General features: G+C 61.5%; 13 protein-coding genes and 1 pseudogene. 10 read left to right on the plus strand and 4 right to left on the minus strand.

All coding sequences use genetic code 11. From position 1 onward, the window contains the following. The first annotated feature begins 86 nt into the window (after positions 1-86). The 5 genes from JQ628_RS18290 (at position 87) to JQ628_RS18310 (ending at position 6,742) form a co-directional block, all read left to right on the plus strand. Entirely contained in the window at positions 87-1,916 is a 1,830-nt protein-coding gene (locus JQ628_RS18290) for a type I secretion system permease/ATPase (RefSeq protein ID WP_212224260.1), read from the plus strand. Continuing rightward, a complete protein-coding gene (locus JQ628_RS18295) occupies positions 1,913-4,195 on the plus strand; it encodes a calcium-binding protein (RefSeq protein ID WP_212224262.1) in 2,283 nt (760 codons plus the stop codon). Before JQ628_RS18290 ends, JQ628_RS18295 begins: the two co-directional genes overlap by 4 nt. 20 nt (positions 4,196-4,215) lie before the next feature. After that, on the plus strand, positions 4,216-5,571 hold the full coding sequence (locus JQ628_RS18300) for an HlyD family type I secretion periplasmic adaptor subunit (protein ID WP_212224264.1): 1,356 nt from the start codon (positions 4,216-4,218) through the stop codon (positions 5,569-5,571). A gap of 61 nt (positions 5,572-5,632) precedes the next feature. Further along, positions 5,633-5,929 (plus strand): hypothetical protein, encoded by a 297-nt coding sequence (locus JQ628_RS18305; RefSeq protein ID WP_212224266.1) that lies wholly within the window; start codon positions 5,633-5,635, stop codon positions 5,927-5,929. 135 nt (positions 5,930-6,064) lie between these two features. After that, positions 6,065-6,742, plus strand: a complete 678-nt coding sequence (locus JQ628_RS18310; RefSeq protein WP_212224268.1) for a LuxR C-terminal-related transcriptional regulator — start codon at positions 6,065-6,067, stop codon at positions 6,740-6,742. Here the strand turns inward: JQ628_RS18310 and JQ628_RS34530 are convergent. The 4 genes and pseudogenes from JQ628_RS34530 to JQ628_RS18325 all read right to left on the minus strand — a co-directional run. Continuing rightward, positions 6,723-7,073, minus strand: a pseudogene (locus JQ628_RS34530) (SOS response-associated peptidase family protein); the annotation flags it as partial. The gene JQ628_RS18310 and the pseudogene JQ628_RS34530 overlap by 20 nt on opposite strands. Before the next feature lie 147 nt (positions 7,074-7,220). Further along, on the minus strand, positions 7,221-7,652 hold the full coding sequence (locus JQ628_RS18315) for a peptidoglycan-binding domain-containing protein (RefSeq protein WP_212224270.1): 432 nt from the start codon (positions 7,650-7,652) through the stop codon (positions 7,221-7,223). 78 nt (positions 7,653-7,730) lie between these two features. Further along, positions 7,731-9,893 (minus strand): TIGR02594 family protein, encoded by a 2,163-nt coding sequence (locus JQ628_RS18320; RefSeq protein WP_212224272.1) that lies wholly within the window; start codon positions 9,891-9,893, stop codon positions 7,731-7,733. 858 nt (positions 9,894-10,751) lie between these two features. Beyond that, a complete protein-coding gene (locus JQ628_RS18325; protein ID WP_212224274.1) occupies positions 10,752-11,132 on the minus strand; it encodes a transposase in 381 nt (126 codons plus the stop codon). Positions 11,133-11,431: 299 nt separating this feature from the next. Between JQ628_RS18325 and JQ628_RS18330 the strand changes: the two genes are divergently transcribed. From JQ628_RS18330 to urtE, 5 genes are read left to right on the plus strand one after another with little or no spacing between them, the layout of a single operon-like run. Beyond that, on the plus strand, positions 11,432-12,682 hold the full coding sequence (locus JQ628_RS18330; protein WP_212224276.1) for an urea ABC transporter substrate-binding protein: 1,251 nt from the start codon (positions 11,432-11,434) through the stop codon (positions 12,680-12,682). Between the two features lie 58 nt (positions 12,683-12,740). Then, on the plus strand, positions 12,741-14,348 hold the full coding sequence (urtB, locus tag JQ628_RS18335) for an urea ABC transporter permease subunit UrtB (protein WP_212224278.1): 1,608 nt from the start codon (positions 12,741-12,743) through the stop codon (positions 14,346-14,348). After that, entirely contained in the window at positions 14,345-15,436 is a 1,092-nt protein-coding gene (urtC, locus tag JQ628_RS18340) for an urea ABC transporter permease subunit UrtC (RefSeq protein WP_212224280.1), read from the plus strand. Before urtB ends, urtC begins: the two co-directional genes overlap by 4 nt. Then, a complete protein-coding gene (locus JQ628_RS18345; protein ID WP_212224282.1) occupies positions 15,436-16,161 on the plus strand; it encodes an ABC transporter ATP-binding protein in 726 nt (241 codons plus the stop codon). The genes urtC and JQ628_RS18345 overlap by 1 nt, the downstream gene beginning before the upstream one ends. Continuing rightward, positions 16,158-16,856 carry an urea ABC transporter ATP-binding subunit UrtE gene (gene urtE, locus JQ628_RS18350; RefSeq protein ID WP_212224284.1) on the plus strand — a complete coding sequence of 233 codons (699 nt, stop codon included), beginning with the start codon at positions 16,158-16,160 and terminating at the stop codon, positions 16,854-16,856. The genes JQ628_RS18345 and urtE overlap by 4 nt, the downstream gene beginning before the upstream one ends. Positions 16,857-16,870: the final 14 nt, after the last annotated feature.

Consider the following 16,870-nt stretch of genomic DNA (forward strand, 5'->3'; position numbering starts at 1 on the left):
GGCGTCTCGAAAGCGCTACGGGAGGCAGATGCGTCTGCCTCCCGTGAACCGTTTCTCCCGAACTGTCCAACCTCCGGGCGCATCACATGGCTACCTCAAAAGAGCTGACTCCCGCAAAGCGCCGCAAGCTTGCCGAGTTGACGCGCGGCTTTCGTGGCATCGTTATCTTCCTGTTTCTCATCTCGGGGATGATAAACATACTGGCGCTGACCGGATCGTTGTACATGATGCAGATCTACGACCGGGCACTGACCAGCGGCAGCATTCCCACGCTTCTCGTTCTCTCAAGCCTGGTCATCGGCCTATATCTCTTTCAGGGCAGCTTCGACGTCATCCGCTCCCAGGTGCTGGTGCGAATCGGCGCGCGGCTGGATCGGAAGGTGGCACCGTTGGCGCACCGGGTTGCAATCGACATGCCGCGATTCGGCTTCTCGACATCCGAAGCTCTCGAACGTGGACGCGACGTAGATACGGTTCGCGGCTTCCTCGGCAGTCAGGGGCCGGGAGCCCTGTTCGATCTGCCGTGGATGCCGATCTATCTGGCTTTCGTCTACCTGCTGCATCCGGCACTTGGCGCGCTGACGTTCGCAGGCGCGTTCGTGTTGACCGTTTTGACCGTCGTCAGCGAAATCATGACGAAGCGTCTCAGCCTCTCGACGCGGAAGGCGGCCACTGCGCGCAATACGATCGCCGATAGCAACGCGCGCAGCGCGGAGGTTCTCAAGGCAATGGGCTTCGCCGGTCGGGCCGTGGATCGCTTTAACGATGCAAATCGCGAGCATCTGGAACTGCAGACCAGGGCGAACGACATCACAGGCACTTTCGCCGCCGTGTCACGTGTGCTTCGCATGGTGCTGCAATCGGCGGTGCTTGGCCTCGGTGCCTATCTCACGATCAAGGGCGAGCTCACCGCCGGCGCCATCATCGCTTGCTCGGTGGCTTCTGCTCGCGCTCTTGCGCCAGTGGACCTCGCGATCGGCAACTGGAAGCCGTTCGTTGCGGCGCGCATGGCCTATCAGCGGCTTCGGGACACGGTAGTGGCAATTGCCGCTACCGACGAGCCGATGAAGTTGCCCGCACCCACCCAGCGTCTCAGCGTGGAGAAGATCACGGTTGCGGTGCCTGGTTCCGGTCAGATCATCCTGAGTGAAATTGCCTTCGAACTACAGGCTGGCCAGGCGCTTGGCATCATCGGACCAAGCGCCGGCGGAAAGACGAGCATGGTACGCGCCCTTACCGGCATCTGGCCGGTGCTGCGCGGCAGCGTCCGGCTGGATGGCGCCGATCTGGCTCAATGGCGCGAGGATGAAATCGGAAAGCACATCGGTTATCTCCCGCAAGAAGTCAGCCTGATGGACGCGACGATCGAGGAGAACATCTGCCGTTTCGAGCCAAATCCGGACTCCCAGAAGATTGTCGAGGCGGCGAAGGCGGCCGGCGTGCACGACATGATCCTGAAAATGCCGGACGGATATCGAACCCAGCTCGGCCCGCAGGGCACGGCCCTGTCGGCAGGGCAGCGGCAGCGCATTGCGCTGGCGCGCGCGCTGTACGGCAATCCGTTCGTTGTCGTCATGGACGAGCCCAATTCCAACCTCGATGGCGAGGGAGAGCAGGCTCTTGCCGAGGCGATCGCCGGCATCAGAGCGCGAGGCGGTATCGCAATCGTCATCGCGCACCGTCCGAGCGCGCTTGTCGCCGTCGATCTCGTTGCGATCGTGCAGAACGGTCGCATCACCGCCTTCGGCAAGAAGCAGGACATCATGACGCCGACCGGAATACAGCAGCCCGCGGCTCCGCAGCAGTCCGCGGCTCCGCAGCAGCCGGCATCGCCGCAGCAACCGGTATCGCCTCAGCAGCCGACAATGCGGGCCATGCTCGACCAACTCCAAGCGCAAGTGAGGAGGCCCGCATGATCACAGCCAAAGCATTCAGGCCCGCCTCCCAATCGGCATCCCGACCAACGCGCGAGGACTATGCCGAGTCGGATCAAAAGAAGGGGTCGTTCCTCCCGCTTGCTTTTCTGGTGTTCCTGACCGGATGTGCCGCGTATCTGAAGAGTTTTCTGCCGGTCAAGCTGGAGGCCGGCGAACGGCAACAGGAAGTTAAGCGTGAAGATGCAGATCAGAGCGATGCGCCGCGCGAGGATCAAATCAGCGCCGCGACCGAGGAGGATATAGAGACAGAGTCACGCCACGTCTCCAAATCGTCTGACAACGTTGTCCCGATTCGGCTATTCCGGGAGAGCGACGGTCAGCCGGCGGTTGGCCCTGGGTCCATCCAGCCGGCGTCTGCCGCACCGCCGCGTGTCGCAAACACCGCGACCGCGGACGCTGTTCGGGGTGGCAACGACAATCGCCAATCCGCTCAGCCGAACTCAGGTGGAGAGGGAAACGGCGGTGGCGGCGGCGGTGGTGGCGGCAGTGAAAAGCCGCGCGCGCCGACCGAAGAACCTCGGAACCGCGCGCCGCGAACCAACGGGCCGGTGCAATTGGCGGACGTGGTCGGCTGTCAGACAGTGATGATGATTCCCCTATTGACGCTCCTGGCCGGCACCACCGACCCGGATGGCGACCGGCTGACCATAACGAGCATCTCATCCACATCCGGAACCCTCACGCCCACTGAAGACGGCGGCTGGATCTTTGAACGCGACGACGGCATGCGTGGCGACGTGACGTTGACGTACATGATCAGCGACGGTTCAATGTCCATCAAGCAGACGGCCTACTTCAGCGTTGTAGATGCGCCGCCGATCATCGGAACTGCCAATGACGACAATCTTCTTGGCACGCAATGCAGCGAGACCATCGACGGTCTTGCAGGTAACGACAATATCGATGCCCGCGGAGGCAACGACATTGTCATCGGAGGAGCCGGTGACGATCACATCATTGCCGGTGCAGGCAACGATGTCGTCTATGCGGGAGCGGGCAACGACATTGTGTTCGCAGGTTCGGGCAACGACATCATTTTCGGCGGAACTGGCAACGACCGTTTGTATGGCGAGGAAGGCGACGACATCATCGTGGCTGAGGACGGCGACGATTCCTTGTCGGGTGGTGATGGTGCGGACATTTTACTGGCAGGTAGCGGCCACGATACCGTTCAGGGCGAGGCGGGCAACGACACGCTCGACGGGGGCGACGGCAGCGATAACCTTGCCGGCGGCGCCGGGCGTGACACGATAACCGCCGGTGCCGGCAACGATTTGCTATTGGGGGACGACGGCAGCGATGTACTCGCGGACGGAGCGGGCAGCGACACCGCCCTGGGCGGCGCGGGCAACGACCATGTCCTTGCCGCAGCCGACGCTGCCGCTGATACCTATAATGGCGGTGCCGACCGGGATACGATCGACTACTCGGCGGCCACGGAGAGCGTCCGCGTTGACGTCGGAAGTGGAATCGCTGTGGGCGACGATATCGGTCACGATGAGATCGCGGAATTCGAGGTGGTCATCGGCGGAAGCGGCGACGACGCTATTAATGCGAGCGCGGCGTCCACGGACGTGAGCATGAGCGGCGGTGCAGGAAATGACGCTCTCGACGGCGGCGCGGGAAACGACACCCTTTCAGACGGCGCAGGAGTGGATACGGTCGCAGCCGGCGATGGCGATGATCATGTCGTAGCAGCAATGGACGCGGCCAATGATTCCTATGATGGAGGCAACGGACACGACAGGCTGGACTACTCGACCGCAACGCTAAGCGTCACGGTAGACCTCGGAAGAGGTACAGCCAACGGTGTTGAGGTAGGACACGACCTGATTGCTGCCTTCGAAGAGGTTATCGCGGGATCCGGCAATGACCATGTCGTTGCAGGATCAACGTCGGTTTCGATGACGGGCGGTGATGGTGATGATACCTTCGAATTCCACAGAAAGAACGATGATCACGAGGCGATGACGGTCCGCAAGATTACCGACTTCACGGTCGGGGACCGGATTGTGGCCGCGACTTTCGAGATCAGCTACTCCGAGGACGGTGACTTCGACGAGGCAATTTCCGACATGTTCGAAGATATTTACCTGTCGTCAACCGGAGGCAGAAGACCGGTGCGGTTCCGGTTTGAGGAGACCGACAACGACAAGAGGACGATGGTGGATATTCACGATCGCCCCGATACCGACGAGTTCTTCACGATTGAGCTTTCCGGACACCATAACCTTCAATTCACCGTCGCCGTCAGTTGAGACATCGAGGGGATCGGGAAATGAAACTTTTTGATCTCAAGGAAGTCTCCCTCGACGCACCGCCGTCGAACGTTGCTCAGGCCAATGAACAGTCCTTCCGGCTTTGGCCGAGAATACTCGGCGGATCGGCACTGGTCGTTCTCCTGGTGATCGGCTGCGGCGGATGGGCTGCGATCGCAAGGCTGGAGGGCGCCATTGTCGCCGCTGGTACCGTGAAGGTCGACCAGAACCTGAAGGAGGTCCAACATCGAGACGGTGGGATCGTGAAGTCGTTGTCCATCCGTCAGGGCGATCTCGTCAAGGAAGGGCAGATCCTCGCGACGCTCGACGACGTTCAAATCAAGGCAGAACTTCTGATCGTCAGGTCGCAGTTGGGCGAAGCCCTTGGCCGCCAAGCGCGTCTGATAGCGGAACGCGACAATCTTGCCTCGATAGAGTTTCCAGCCGACCTCGGACGCATATCGACCGCAGCGGACATCGTGGTCCGCGGGGAAAGCCGCCTGTTCACGGGCAATAAATTGGGGAGAGACAGCCAGAAAGAGCAACTCGAACTGAGCGTCAATCAAACCCTGGAGGAAATCAGGGGAATGGAGGCGCGGCTGGCTGCCAAAGAGGAAGAGATCAAGTTGGTCGGCGCCGAGCGCGACAAACTAGACGCTCTCTTCGAGAAAAAGATTGTCGAGTACACTAGGGTCTATTCGGCGCACCGCGATTGGGCCAGAATTCTAGGCGAGCGCGGAGAGATTTCTGCGAGCATCGCTCGAGCAAAAGTGCGCGCCAGCGAAATCAGGCTCCAAATCATCGCGGTAGATCAGAACGCGAGCACGGAAGCGCAGCGCGATCTTCGAACGGTCGATGCCCGCATCTCCGAACTAAGTGAACGAAAGTTGGCGATCGAGGATCGCTTGTCGCGCACGGAAATTCGGTCACCGGTTTCAGGCTACGTCAACGAACTTTTTGTTCATACGGTCGGTGGCGTCATTACGCCCGCTGCAAAGATTGCGACAGTCGTTCCGCAAAACGCGGAACTCAAGTTTGAAATTCGAATTTCGCCAGCCGACATCGATCAGGTAAAGACAGGTCAATCCGCCCGCGTTCGTCTTACCGCGTTTAACCGCAACACAACACCTGAGATGAAGGGTGCAGTCGTCATGGTTTCTCCCGCCTCGGCGCGTGATCCCACGAATGGCCAGGAGCACTACATTGCATACATCAACCTGCTTCCGACGGAAGATGCGATCGCCAAGCTAAATGGCATCAAGCTGGTCCCCGGCATGCCGGCAGAAGTATTCGTGTCGACCCAGGAAAGAACAGTTGTCTCCTATCTGGCGAAGCCATTCACCGATCAGGTAAATCGAGCCTTCCGCGAGCGTTAGAGATGTGACTGTCGTCGAGCGTTAGAGATGGTGACTGCCGGTCGAGAGGGGGACGTTCGGCATGCTTGGCTCAGTGCAAAGCGAAATTGAAGCTGCCGTTCCTGATGTACATCTAGTTCAACTGACTATGCCTGAGTATGGTTTTGGTCAGACGCTGGATATAATGGTCGAATTTTTTCTAGAGCACGGCGAACAGCTGCGAGTAGGTTGGATGCTGAGGAATTCGGGCCGCGAAGCCCTGCTCTTGTTTTGCTTTCAGGATTCGGCGAATGCAGCCAAATTCGCGCAGCAGTTTCGGGGTGTGATCATCGAGGAACCGTCCCACGATGCGGCCCCCTTCTTTCCATGGCTCTCTTGACCATCAGCCAAGTAGAAGGGCGTTCTTACTTCGCAGCGTTGCCACTTGGTCGGAATGGATACTCTGGAGCTGCGTTGAGATGCTCCGAGAGCGTTGCTTGGGTACGCCGAGTTAGGGGAAGGGCAGGGAAGGCTTATGCGTGGTACCCGACTGGTGATCGCAGATCGGCATCCGATCGTTCTGCAGGGATTGATGTCAGTATTCGCAGCGCAGCGCGACTTTAACATCGTCGCATGGTGCAACAGCGGAACAAGCTGCCTTGAAGCAATCCGGAATTTGGCGCCTGATATCGCGCTTCTAGGAGATTCTTTTCCTGATGTGACGGCATCTGAAATTCTTGCGATTGCCGACGACGAGAACTTTCCCATCCAGCTGGTTTTCTTCACAGCAGCCGTCGAAAACGGCGATCTGGCCGCAGCAATCGCGGCCGGTTCTTGCAATGTGATTTCGAAGTACGCGAACAACGAAACGCTGCTGCGATCCCTGAGGCTGGTGGCGGAGGGAGTCAGCTTACTGCCGGAGCCGTCGCCGGAATTGGCGCCAACGGGGAGGGAAGTAAACGTTGCCAAAATCGAAAACGTGCTGGCGTTGCTGACGGACCGCGAGCGCGAAATCATGCATCTGGTGGCCGAAGGGCTGTCGAACAAGGCGATTGCGCGCCGGCTGAACATTTCCCAAGGCACCATCAAGGTACACCTTCATCACATATATCAGAAGCTTGAAATCCGGAATCGGACGGCGCTCGCGGCGCTCGCATGTCATAACGATACGGCGGTTTCAGCGCGCTTCCGGTCTTATCAGCGCCACGCATAACGATTTTCAGTGCCTCGTCCTGCAAAGGTCGCTGCGGGGCTTTCGCCTCGTCCCAAGGGGCACGCATCCAAACGTCGCGCTCCTCTTCGGTCGCAAGGATGACTGGCATTGCTCTAGGATAAATCGGCTCCGCCACGGCATTCGCTAACGTGGTCAGAAAGCCGTAGACGTCGAGCGGGCCGGGAATTGGCTTAGACTTAGTACCCCGGTCGCCGCGGTACGCGGTCCAGATGCCGGCGAAGGCTGCTAGCGGCCGGTCATCGTTCAGCGCGAACCAGACGACGTCCTTTTTCTTCGTCTCAGGATTGGGCTCTGGTGCGTATTCCGCGAAGATCCGCTTGGCCCTCCCCAACAATGGGCAAATGAATCAGCGGCGGCTTCGGCTGGCTCCAGGTCGAATGCAATCGATGCAAGACCCGAGCGAGCCTGCACGTTCTGCAACAGGCTCCCAAACCAATGCTTCTGCTCCCCAGGAATTCTACGCTGAGGCTGTTGATCTTTTGGAAAGCGCAAGCTGCAGTGCGGCGTGGGTGGTATCGCCAGCCCAGCCGTCAGCCACAAGCTCGTGGGCCTTTTGAAACTGCAACACGGAATCTTTCGTCATTGGCCCGTACTCACCATCGACATCGAGCGGTGGGGTGGCACCGAGGACATTTAGCGCGGTTTGAAGCCACTTTATCCTGATTGGATCAAACATCGTTGAGGCGGCTGCGGCCGGCGCAAACTTCTCATCAATTTCCGGAAATTTCTGTTTCCCGATCTCCTTCAATAAGGGCAGGAGATCACCCGCGTTTTCCTCCACGGCTTTAACGATCGGCGTTCCAATTCGCATCGCCTCCTGAATTTGTGGCGCAACGTTAATCGCTCGGAAGACGATTGGTAATAGTTTGATTAGCAGAGTCATTTCCATGGAATCCTCCGTTCGTCAGTAATCGGAATTGCACCGCAGACGACGGCCTCATCGTCGCATGGGAGCGTCACTTGGTGCTCACGACTCCTTAGCCGAAACCCGTCCATCCGATTCCATCAGCGGCAGCGACTCGACGCTGGACTTGGACGGTACCGGCACGCCAACAGGCCAGCGGAAGCTTAGCGGCCGTTTGGCTGGAAATGGAATGACGCTTACGGCGTCACTCTGGTTGCCACCCAGGCACATCAGGTTGCCTTGCTTATCTCGCCCGACCACGATCGCGATGTGGCCGCCGCCATCGCGTTTCATCGGCGCAAAAGCGCCGACAGCCGGACCAGGAAGCTTCTGCCCCCACTTGTCCCAATCGAGGGCCCACAGGGTCTCGGTGCCTTTGATGCCCACCTTGGTCAGCACCATGTTCGCAAAAAGCGCGCACCACGGGATTTCGTCATGCTTGTACGCCTCGGCGATCGCGCCACCCTCGTCTCTTGCCCATTTGAGGATATCAGGATTTTCGGCCGCCCCGCGGCCCTCCCGTAGGTTCCGCCATTTCAGACCTTCGATCACCCAGAGCGGCCGCGTGTCGGTGCCGGGTAGATTCAGAGATGGCTGCGCGTCGTTCGAGGGCTGCAGCGGACGCGGCGCTCCAGTCACGGCCCCGTCGATCGCTTGCGCAGTCTCGGCCCCGACCTCTCCGTCAACCTCGAGGCCCCGTTGCTGCTGGAAATCTGTCACGGCGGCTTCGGTGGCGCCACCGAAATAGCCGGTCCCGGTCAGGGGGTAGCCGAGTTTTGCTAGCGCGAGCTGAAGTGCAGTCACAACAGATCCCTGATCGCCTAGGCCGAGAACACCGTCTCCGAGCAGATCCGCCAGCGAGCCGGCGGCGGGTTGCGCCGGCTGTGACCTCATAGTCGGGCTGTCGGCTACTGGCGGAGCCCGATCCTGATCGGCCCGAGGCCGAGGCGCGGCGGAGCGCGAGAGCGCATCAAGCGCACGGTCGATGGCGGTGGCGACCTCCGGTCCCACCTCGCCGTCGACCTCGAGGGCACGACGGGTCTGGAAATCCCGCACGGCCTGCTCGGTCGCCGGGCCGTAATTGCCGGTGCCCTTGAGCGGATAGCCCAGCCGGGCGAGCCGAAGCTGAACGGCCTGTACGATAGGGCCTGCATCTCCAACGCGCAGAATCTGATCTCCGACAAGCCCGGCAATCGCAGAGGCGGAAGCGGCGGTTGGCGAACTCCGCTCCGCAAGTGCGCGATCGATCGCTTGCGCGGTCTCCTTCCCGATCTCGCCATCCGCCCCGAGGCCGTGAGCCTGCTGGAAATCCTTTACCGCACTCAGCGTCCTGGCGGCAAAGCTGCCACTTCCGCGCAAGGGATAACCGAGCCTGGCGAGCGCCAGTTGCACTGTACGCACAAGTGGGCCCTCGTCGCCGAGGCGAAGGATTTGCTCGCCCAGCAGGTCGGCAAGCGCACATTGGAGACCTGGCTCTTGGGAGCCCGCCTCCGGTCGAGGCTTGCCTGTCGCTGATGTCTTCGTCAGTTCGGTTGCGGCCTTTTTACGCGTCCTGAACTTGATATCATCGACCAGCGGTCGGACCTTCGCAAACCAAGTGGTGCGGTCCTGCATGCCGTTGGGGATCGTCTTCGACCTGGGGCTGCCGCAGTTGATGGCGCGCGAGATCGCCAGGATGTCGTTGTTGTCGGCGTACACATTCAGCCCCGCTTCAGACCATTCCGCGAGTGCGGGTTTCAGGGCGTGCCGGGCCGAAAAGACCAGATCCGGCTTCTTCTCGAAATCGACGCCGCAGAGTAGGCCCATACGGCGGTAGTTGGCGCGGCCGGTGGTCTGCATGAGGCCGGCGCCGCGGTATTTGAAGCCGTCGCCTGGATCCTTGTTGCCGAGTTCCTGCGCTTTCCGCGCATTGCCGAGGCCATAAACGCGTTCAGCGATCGCCTGCTCGTCACGGGCGAGGCTCTGCGCCTCGGCTGGCGTGATCGCCGCGGAGTGCCTGCCAACGCCAAAGATTTCGAGGAGCCGCTCCGTCCTATACTTCATGCTCTCGCGCTCGAGCGTCAAACCGCCGGATTCGTGCAGGATTTGCGCAAGGAAATGCGCGAGGCGATCGGGGGTGATGATCTGGTGCCGTTGTAGCAACGAGTTCCCGCGCTCGAACGCGGCCAAGTATTTCGGGCTCGCTTTCGGTGCCACTTGCCGCAGAATATCGACCACACGAGCCATGAGAAGTCTCCCGGCCTGCGTTTGCTCCTTTTCTATTTTAGGTTGGTGCGATCCATCTTCGTATGAAAGAGATCACAAATAAGATTCTCGCTTGAGCTGTCGCGGACGTCGGGAAGTGGCGCGTCGCGTCGTGACGTTGTTTCAGATTGATCAGAGCAGCTTCGCGCGGCGTGGTACAGAATCCCGAGAATACCCTCTGTAAGGAAATCTGAATGGGAGGCGTGCCGAAATCACCAACAGAACCGGCCGTCCGGAGGGTGGCCGCCGCATGCGACAGGCTAGTATGGGTTATGCGGGAGAAGGTTCGATCCCAGTTCCTCTCCCTCCGCCATTTGCGCGATTTTGCACGCCAAACGACGATTTCGTGCGCTTGGGTTCGTTACATTGCTGCAGCATTGGTGTGATCGCTCGGCAGGCTGCGCGACCTGGCGCCCGCCTCCCCGCCCTGCAAATTTGCGGTTCGCTTGCTCTCGTTTCCGCCTTCGGTAGCGAAGCGTAATTCATCTGTCGGTCGGCAATCTTCATTGCCTCCGCGAAACGCCGGTGGCCGTTCGACATTTTCGCTTTCTGCCGCGGGAGGCATACCTACTTTGGTGCCGACTCGCTTTCGTTGTCGTCATCCGACGCGGGCGAAATTCCGCGCGAACTGGTTTCAGGCTCTGCCAGCGGTGCGCTCAAGCCGTTTCCGATCAAGCCGGATGCGATCTACACGCTGGAGCGCGCGGCCCAAGCCCATATCGCGTGCTCGGATCCGCGTGTGATCGTCTCGTCTTCCAGCCGTACCAGTGAACGCCATGCATGTCGTTGCGTCTGCCGGCGATTGCCGCCGAACTCCATCGACCAACCTAACCTTCTGGCTCAGCGTGTGCCGCGCACGAACGCGAAGCGGCCGAGCGATGCGCCGCGCGCCTGACCGGGTATGTCGCAGGGAGCAGGCTGCGGCGCGAACCCGCAGTCGGAACGGACAGGTGCCCGCGGAGTTTCGGATGTTGTACGGACTGTTGTGTCCGCGCTTTCCAACAGCCTGCTCAGCAGCGTGCGCAGTCGCCGGTTCTCGGACTGTAATTCCTTCATGGCCAAGAGCGCCGGTGGCGTCAGGCTGCCGTAGCGCTTGCGCCAGCGATAAAACGTCCGTTCGGAAATGTGGGCTGTCCGGCAGATTTCCGGTATTGAAATACCGGCTTCGGCCTCGTGCAACAGATACAGGATCTCGGTGTCGGTGTGCTGCGAGTGGCGCATGGGCTCACGCTTTCATCGTTGCGTAGCTGCAGAACGAAAACCGCCCGCCCGGCGCAACACGCCTGTGCAGTCACCTGCGGCGATTATCATTCGCGGCGTCGACCGTATCGAGTGCGACGCCGTGATGATGCCGAAAAGACTACAGCGAAACGCCGGCGATCCAAAATGGCAAAATTGACATCAAGCGTGTCGGAGAAGCACTTTTGCTGACTGATTAAGCAGCGTTGCAGGTTATTTGGAGTTGCCGCTTCGTCGCCCGCGGCAAACACTCGCGCCACTTCCACTACAGAGGTTGGCACATGAGCAGATTTACGCGGCGTTCGTTTCTTCAGACCACCGGACTTGCAGCGGCAGCGCTGACGTCGCCGCTGGGCGCGCCTTCGATCATCCGCTCCGCACAGGCCGCCGGCACTGTGAAGCTTGGTTGTCTGTTCTCCTCATCCGGTACGATGGCGAATATCGAAGGTCGGCTCAATCACGTCGTGCGCATGGCCGCCGACGAGATCAACGCCAAGGGCGGCGTCAACGGCCGCACCATCGAAGTTGCGGTGTCCGATCCCGCCTCGGACTGGCCACTCTATGCGCAAATCGGCAAACAGATGCTGGAGCAGGACAAGGTTGCGGCGCTGTTCGGCTGCTGGACCTCGGTTTCGCGCAAGTCGGTGCTGCCGGTGGTCGAGCAGGCCAATGGGCTGCTGTTCTATCCGTTGCACTTCGAGGGCGACGAGAATTCCAAGAACGTCGTCTACGTCAACTCGCCGCCAGCCAGTTCCGTGCTGCCCGCGGTCGACTACCTGATGAGCGAGGACGGTGTCAGCGCCAAGCGGTTCTTCATGCTCGGCTCGGACTACGTCTGGCCGCGGACCATCAACAAGCAACTCAAGGGGTATTGGAAGTCGAAGGGTATCCCGGAGAGCGCGTGGAAGGAGGAATACGTCCCGCTCGGCTTCTCCAACTTCCAGACGCTGGTCAATCAGATCCGCGCTTTCGCCGATCAGGGCGGCGGCAAGCCGATCGTGGTGCTGACGGTGGTCGGCTCGTCGATCCCGGACTTTCTGCGCGAGTTCGCCAATCAGGGCATCAAGGCGACCGACGTGCCGGTGCTTGGCCTCGACATGGTGGAAGCCGATCTCGAAGGCCTCAACACCGAGCCGCTGGTTGGCCACCTCAACTGCTGGGCGTATCTGCAGAACGCCAAGGGCGCCGCCAACGCCAAATTCCTCAAGCAGTGGGCGGACTACGTCAAGACGAAGAACGTGCCGTTCAAGGCCGACGTTGCGATCGATCCGATGGTCTCGGCCTACGACGCCGTGCATCTGTGGGCTATGGCGGCTGCCAAGGCCAATTCGTTCGACGTGCCGGAGGTGCGAAAGGCGTTCGCAGGGCTCAGCTTCGATTGTCCGTCCGGCTACAAGATCCAGATGACCGGCGAGAATAACTACGCGTCGCGCGGCGTGTTCATCGGCTCGGTCAACGAGAAGCAGGGCTTCGACGTGCTGTGGCAGTCGAAGGATGCACCGAAGCCGGTGCCGTTCAGCCCATACAGCTGACGATGCCGTGGATGAGCGACTGTCGGCAGGGATCAGGCCGGCAGAATCGGCGGACTTGATGCGGCGCTTATTTCTCATTCTGTTGTTCCTGTCTGCGGCCGTCGGCTCGTCCACGGCCGCCGAGCTGCATCGCGCGGAATTGATCGACCGGCTGTGCGGTGATGCCGCCGCGCTGGGCGAGGCGGGTCGCTCCTTGATGGGTGTCGCCGCTGAGGGCTCCGCAGCCGATCGCGCCTGGGCCGCTCCGATCGCGCGGGCGATGATGGACCGTAAGCTGACATGCGACGGCGCGGGCGCGGTGGCCATGACCGCCGATGGCAGCCGGGATGCGCTCAGCGGCGCGCCGCGCACCGCTGCCGAGAGTGGTCGCTCGCCCTTGCTCAGCCTCAAGAACCGCAGCGTGTTCGAGATGGCCGATGCGGCGCTGGCGCTGCGCAGCTCGTCCGACCTGGGACGGCGCGCGGCGGCGCTTCGCACGTTGGAGCGGCACGCCGTAACCCTGCCGGAGCTCCTGTTCGAGTCCGCGGCCGCGGAGGAAAGCGATCCGGTGCTGAGAGCGCAGATCACCGCGGTTGCGGAAGCCGCGGCGCTCAATTCCGCTGACCCGGCGAAGCGGATCGCAGCATTGCAGCGCATCGCTGCGACCCCGGACCGGCGCGCGCTCGCCAAGGTCGGGCCTTTGACCAAGGACCCCGCCTATGCCGCCGATCCCGCCTTCAAAGGTGCCGTCGACGCGACGGTCAGAAAGATCGAGCGTGGCATCAGGATCGGCGACGTGCTGGCGACGCTGTATAATGGCCTGAGCTTCGCCAGCATCCTGTTCATGGCGGCGATCGGACTCGCGGTGATCTTCGGCCTGATGGGCGTGATCAACCTGGCACAAGGCGAGCTGATCATGATCGGTGCCTACGCCACTTGGCTGGTACAGGAGGCGCTGCAGCGGTTCGCGCCGGCGCTGACCGAATACTACCTGATCATCGCCGCTCCCGTCGCGTTCCTGGTCACCGCCACGATCGGCATCGCGCTCGAAGCGGTCCTGCTGCGGCATCTATATCGTCGGCCGTTGATGAGCCTCCTGGCGACCTGGGCGGTCAGCCTGTTCCTGATCAATATCGTCCGAGTGACGTTCGGCACGCAGAATCTGAACTTTGTCACGCCTTTCTACGTCACCGGTGGCGTGCCGGTGATCGGCGATTTCATCTTCACGTGGAACCGGATGTTCGCGATCGCCTTCGCGGCGGTCACGCTGGGGCTGACCTGGAGCCTTATCCGGCTGACGCCGCTCGGCCTCAACATTCGGGCTGTGACGCAAAACCGCACCATGGCGGGCTGCATCGGCATTCCGGTCCGCCGTGTCGACATGCTGGCGTTCGGGCTGGGCTCGGGGCTTGCGGGGCTTGCGGGCCTGGCGCTGGCGCCGATCTACAGCGTCAATCCGCAGATGGGGCAGAACTTCATCATCGACAGTTTCATGGTTGTGGTGCTCGGCGGCGTCGGCACCATCGTCGGCACCGTGGTCGCGGCTCTCGGCATCGGCCAGGTCAACGTGCTGATCGAGCCGCTGTGGGGCGCGGTCGCCGCCAAGGTGATCGTGCTGCTGATGATCATCGCCTTTCTGCAATGGCGACCTGAAGGGCTGTTCGCCATCAAGGGGCGCCGCAAATGAAGCCGCTGGCATCCGACCGCCCGTTTCAGCTCCTGCTCGCCGTCGTGCTGGCGGTCGCGGCGCTGCTCGCCGTGTCTATGGTCACGCCGCTCGGCATCTCGGCCTATCTTGCGAACGCCATCGGGCAGCTCGCGGCCTTCGCCGTGTTGGCGCTCGCGCTCGACCTGATCTGGGGCTATCTCGGCATCTTGTCGCTCGGCCACGGACTGTTCTTCGGCATTGGCGGCTACATCGTGGCGATGCATCTGCTGAAGCATTCGAGCGAAGTCACCGGCCGGGTACCGGACTTCATGCAGTTCATGGGCTGGTCGAGCTATCCGTTCTACTGGGCCGGGCTCGGCTTCTTCCCGTACGCTTTGCTGGTCGCGGCGGTGGTGACGATTCTGATCTCCGGCGTGTTCGGCTACGTGTCGTTTCGCTCGCGGGTCGATGGCGTGTATTTCGCGATCATCACCCAGGCACTGGTCTATGTCGCCATGCTGCTGATGTTCCGCAATGATACGGGCTTCGGAGGCAACAACGGCATGACTGGCTTTTTGGTGCTGTTCGGCTGGCCGATCGGCGGCAGCGGTGTGGTGATTGCAATGGCGGTGGTCTCCGTGCTGTTGCTTGCAGCGGTCCTGCTTGGCTGCCGGCTGTTACTCGGCAGCAATTTCGGCGTGCTGATGATTGCGACGCGGGACGACGAGGTGCGGCTGCGCACACTGGGCTATGAGACCCTACGGCTGAAGCTTGCGGTGTGGTGCCTGTCGGCGCTGATCGCTGCGCTTGCCGGCATGCTGTACGTACCGCAGGTCGGCATCATCAATCCGCGGCTGTTGTCGCCCGAATTGTCCTTGGAAATCGCCGTATGGGTCGCCATCGGCGGACGCGGTCATTTGATCGGCGCGGTGATCGGCGCCATGTTGGTCAACGCGCTGAAGTTCTGGCTGTCCGCGGCGGCGCCGGAATTGTGGCCGTTCATCCTGTCCGGCCTGATCGTCCTGGTCGTGCTCGTATTTCCCAACGGCCTGGTAGATCTCGCCAAGTTGAAGCTGACGCGGCCAATGGGTATCAAGCGTCTCGCCTCCGAGCCGGAGCTGCGCTGATGGCGGCGGCGCTGCTGATCGACGATGTCACGGTGGAGTTCGGCAGCTTCCGCGCCATCGACGGCCTGTCGCTTGCGATTGATTACGGCGAAGTGCGCGCCGTGATCGGTCCGAACGGCGCCGGCAAAACCACCATGCTCGACGTCGCTTCCGGCATCACGCGCGCCAAACAGGGGCGGGTGGTATTCGACGATACGATCGACATCACCCGGTCGAGCGAATCCGATATCGCGCGCGCCGGGGTGCGCCGTAAATTCCAGAAGCCGAGCATTTTCGAGGGGCTCGACGTACGTCAGCATATCGCGATCGGCGCGCAAGGCGGGCTACGGCGGATATTGTCGCCTTACGCTCTCGCGCAGCGCGTCGACGACGTGCTGGCGGAGGTTGGGCTCGCCGATCTTGCGCTCCGCCCGGCGTCCGAACTGGCGCACGGCCAGAAGCAGTGGCTGGAGATCGGCATGGTGCTGGCCTCCCAACCCAAGGTGCTGATGCTGGACGAGCCGGTCGCGGGCCTCACCGACGAGGAGACCGAGCGCACCGTCGCGCTGGTCCGCAAGCTTCGACGTCCTGATCGCGCCATTGTGGTGGTCGAACACGACATGGACTTCGTTGAGCAAATCGCGGATCGCGTTACCGTGTTGCATGAGGGGAGGACGCTGTTCGAAGGCTCGATGCAAGACGCCCGCGCCGACGCGCGAGTCGTCGACGTCTATCTGGGGCGATGACGATGCGCTTCCGCGTCGAAAGTCTCGACCAGCACTACGGCAGCGCGCAGGTGCTGCGCCGCGTCGACTTCGAAATCGCCCCGGGCGAATGCCTTGCCGTGCTCGGCCGCAACGGCGCCGGCAAGACCACGCTGCTGAAATGCCTGATGGGTGTGCTGCCGGTGACGCGTGGTAAAATCCTTGTCGACGGCACCGACATTACCGGCTGGTCGTCGCATCGCCGCTCAACTGCCGGCCTCGCTTATGTGCCGCAGGGCCGCGAAATCTTTTCGGAGCTGACGGTCGGCGAGAACATCGAGGCCGCGGCGCGCGCGCATGGCACGCTCGGAACGCCGTCCATGGACGAGGCGATCGGGCTCTTTCCGGTGCTTAGCCAGATGTGGCGACGGCCCGGCGGCTCGCTGTCCGGCGGCCAGCAGCAACAACTCGCGATCGCGCGGGCGCTAGTGACGAAGCCGGGCCTGCTGATCCTCGACGAGCCTACCGAAGGCATCCAACCCAACTTGGTTGCGATGATCCGCGACGTGCTGGCCACGTTCAAGGGGCGGATGTCGCTGCTGCTGGTTGAGCAGTATCTCGATTTTGCCGTCAGCCTCGCCGATTCATTCGTGGTGCTCTCGCGCGGCAGCGTCGCCGAGACCGGCCGCATCGATCGTGCCAGCCGCGAAACACTTGCCCGCCATATCTCGATCTGATCCCTGTTTAACAT

The organism is Bradyrhizobium lablabi, from assembly GCF_018129385.1.
In the GTDB taxonomy this organism is placed as follows: domain Bacteria; phylum Pseudomonadota; class Alphaproteobacteria; order Rhizobiales; family Xanthobacteraceae; genus Bradyrhizobium; species Bradyrhizobium lablabi_C.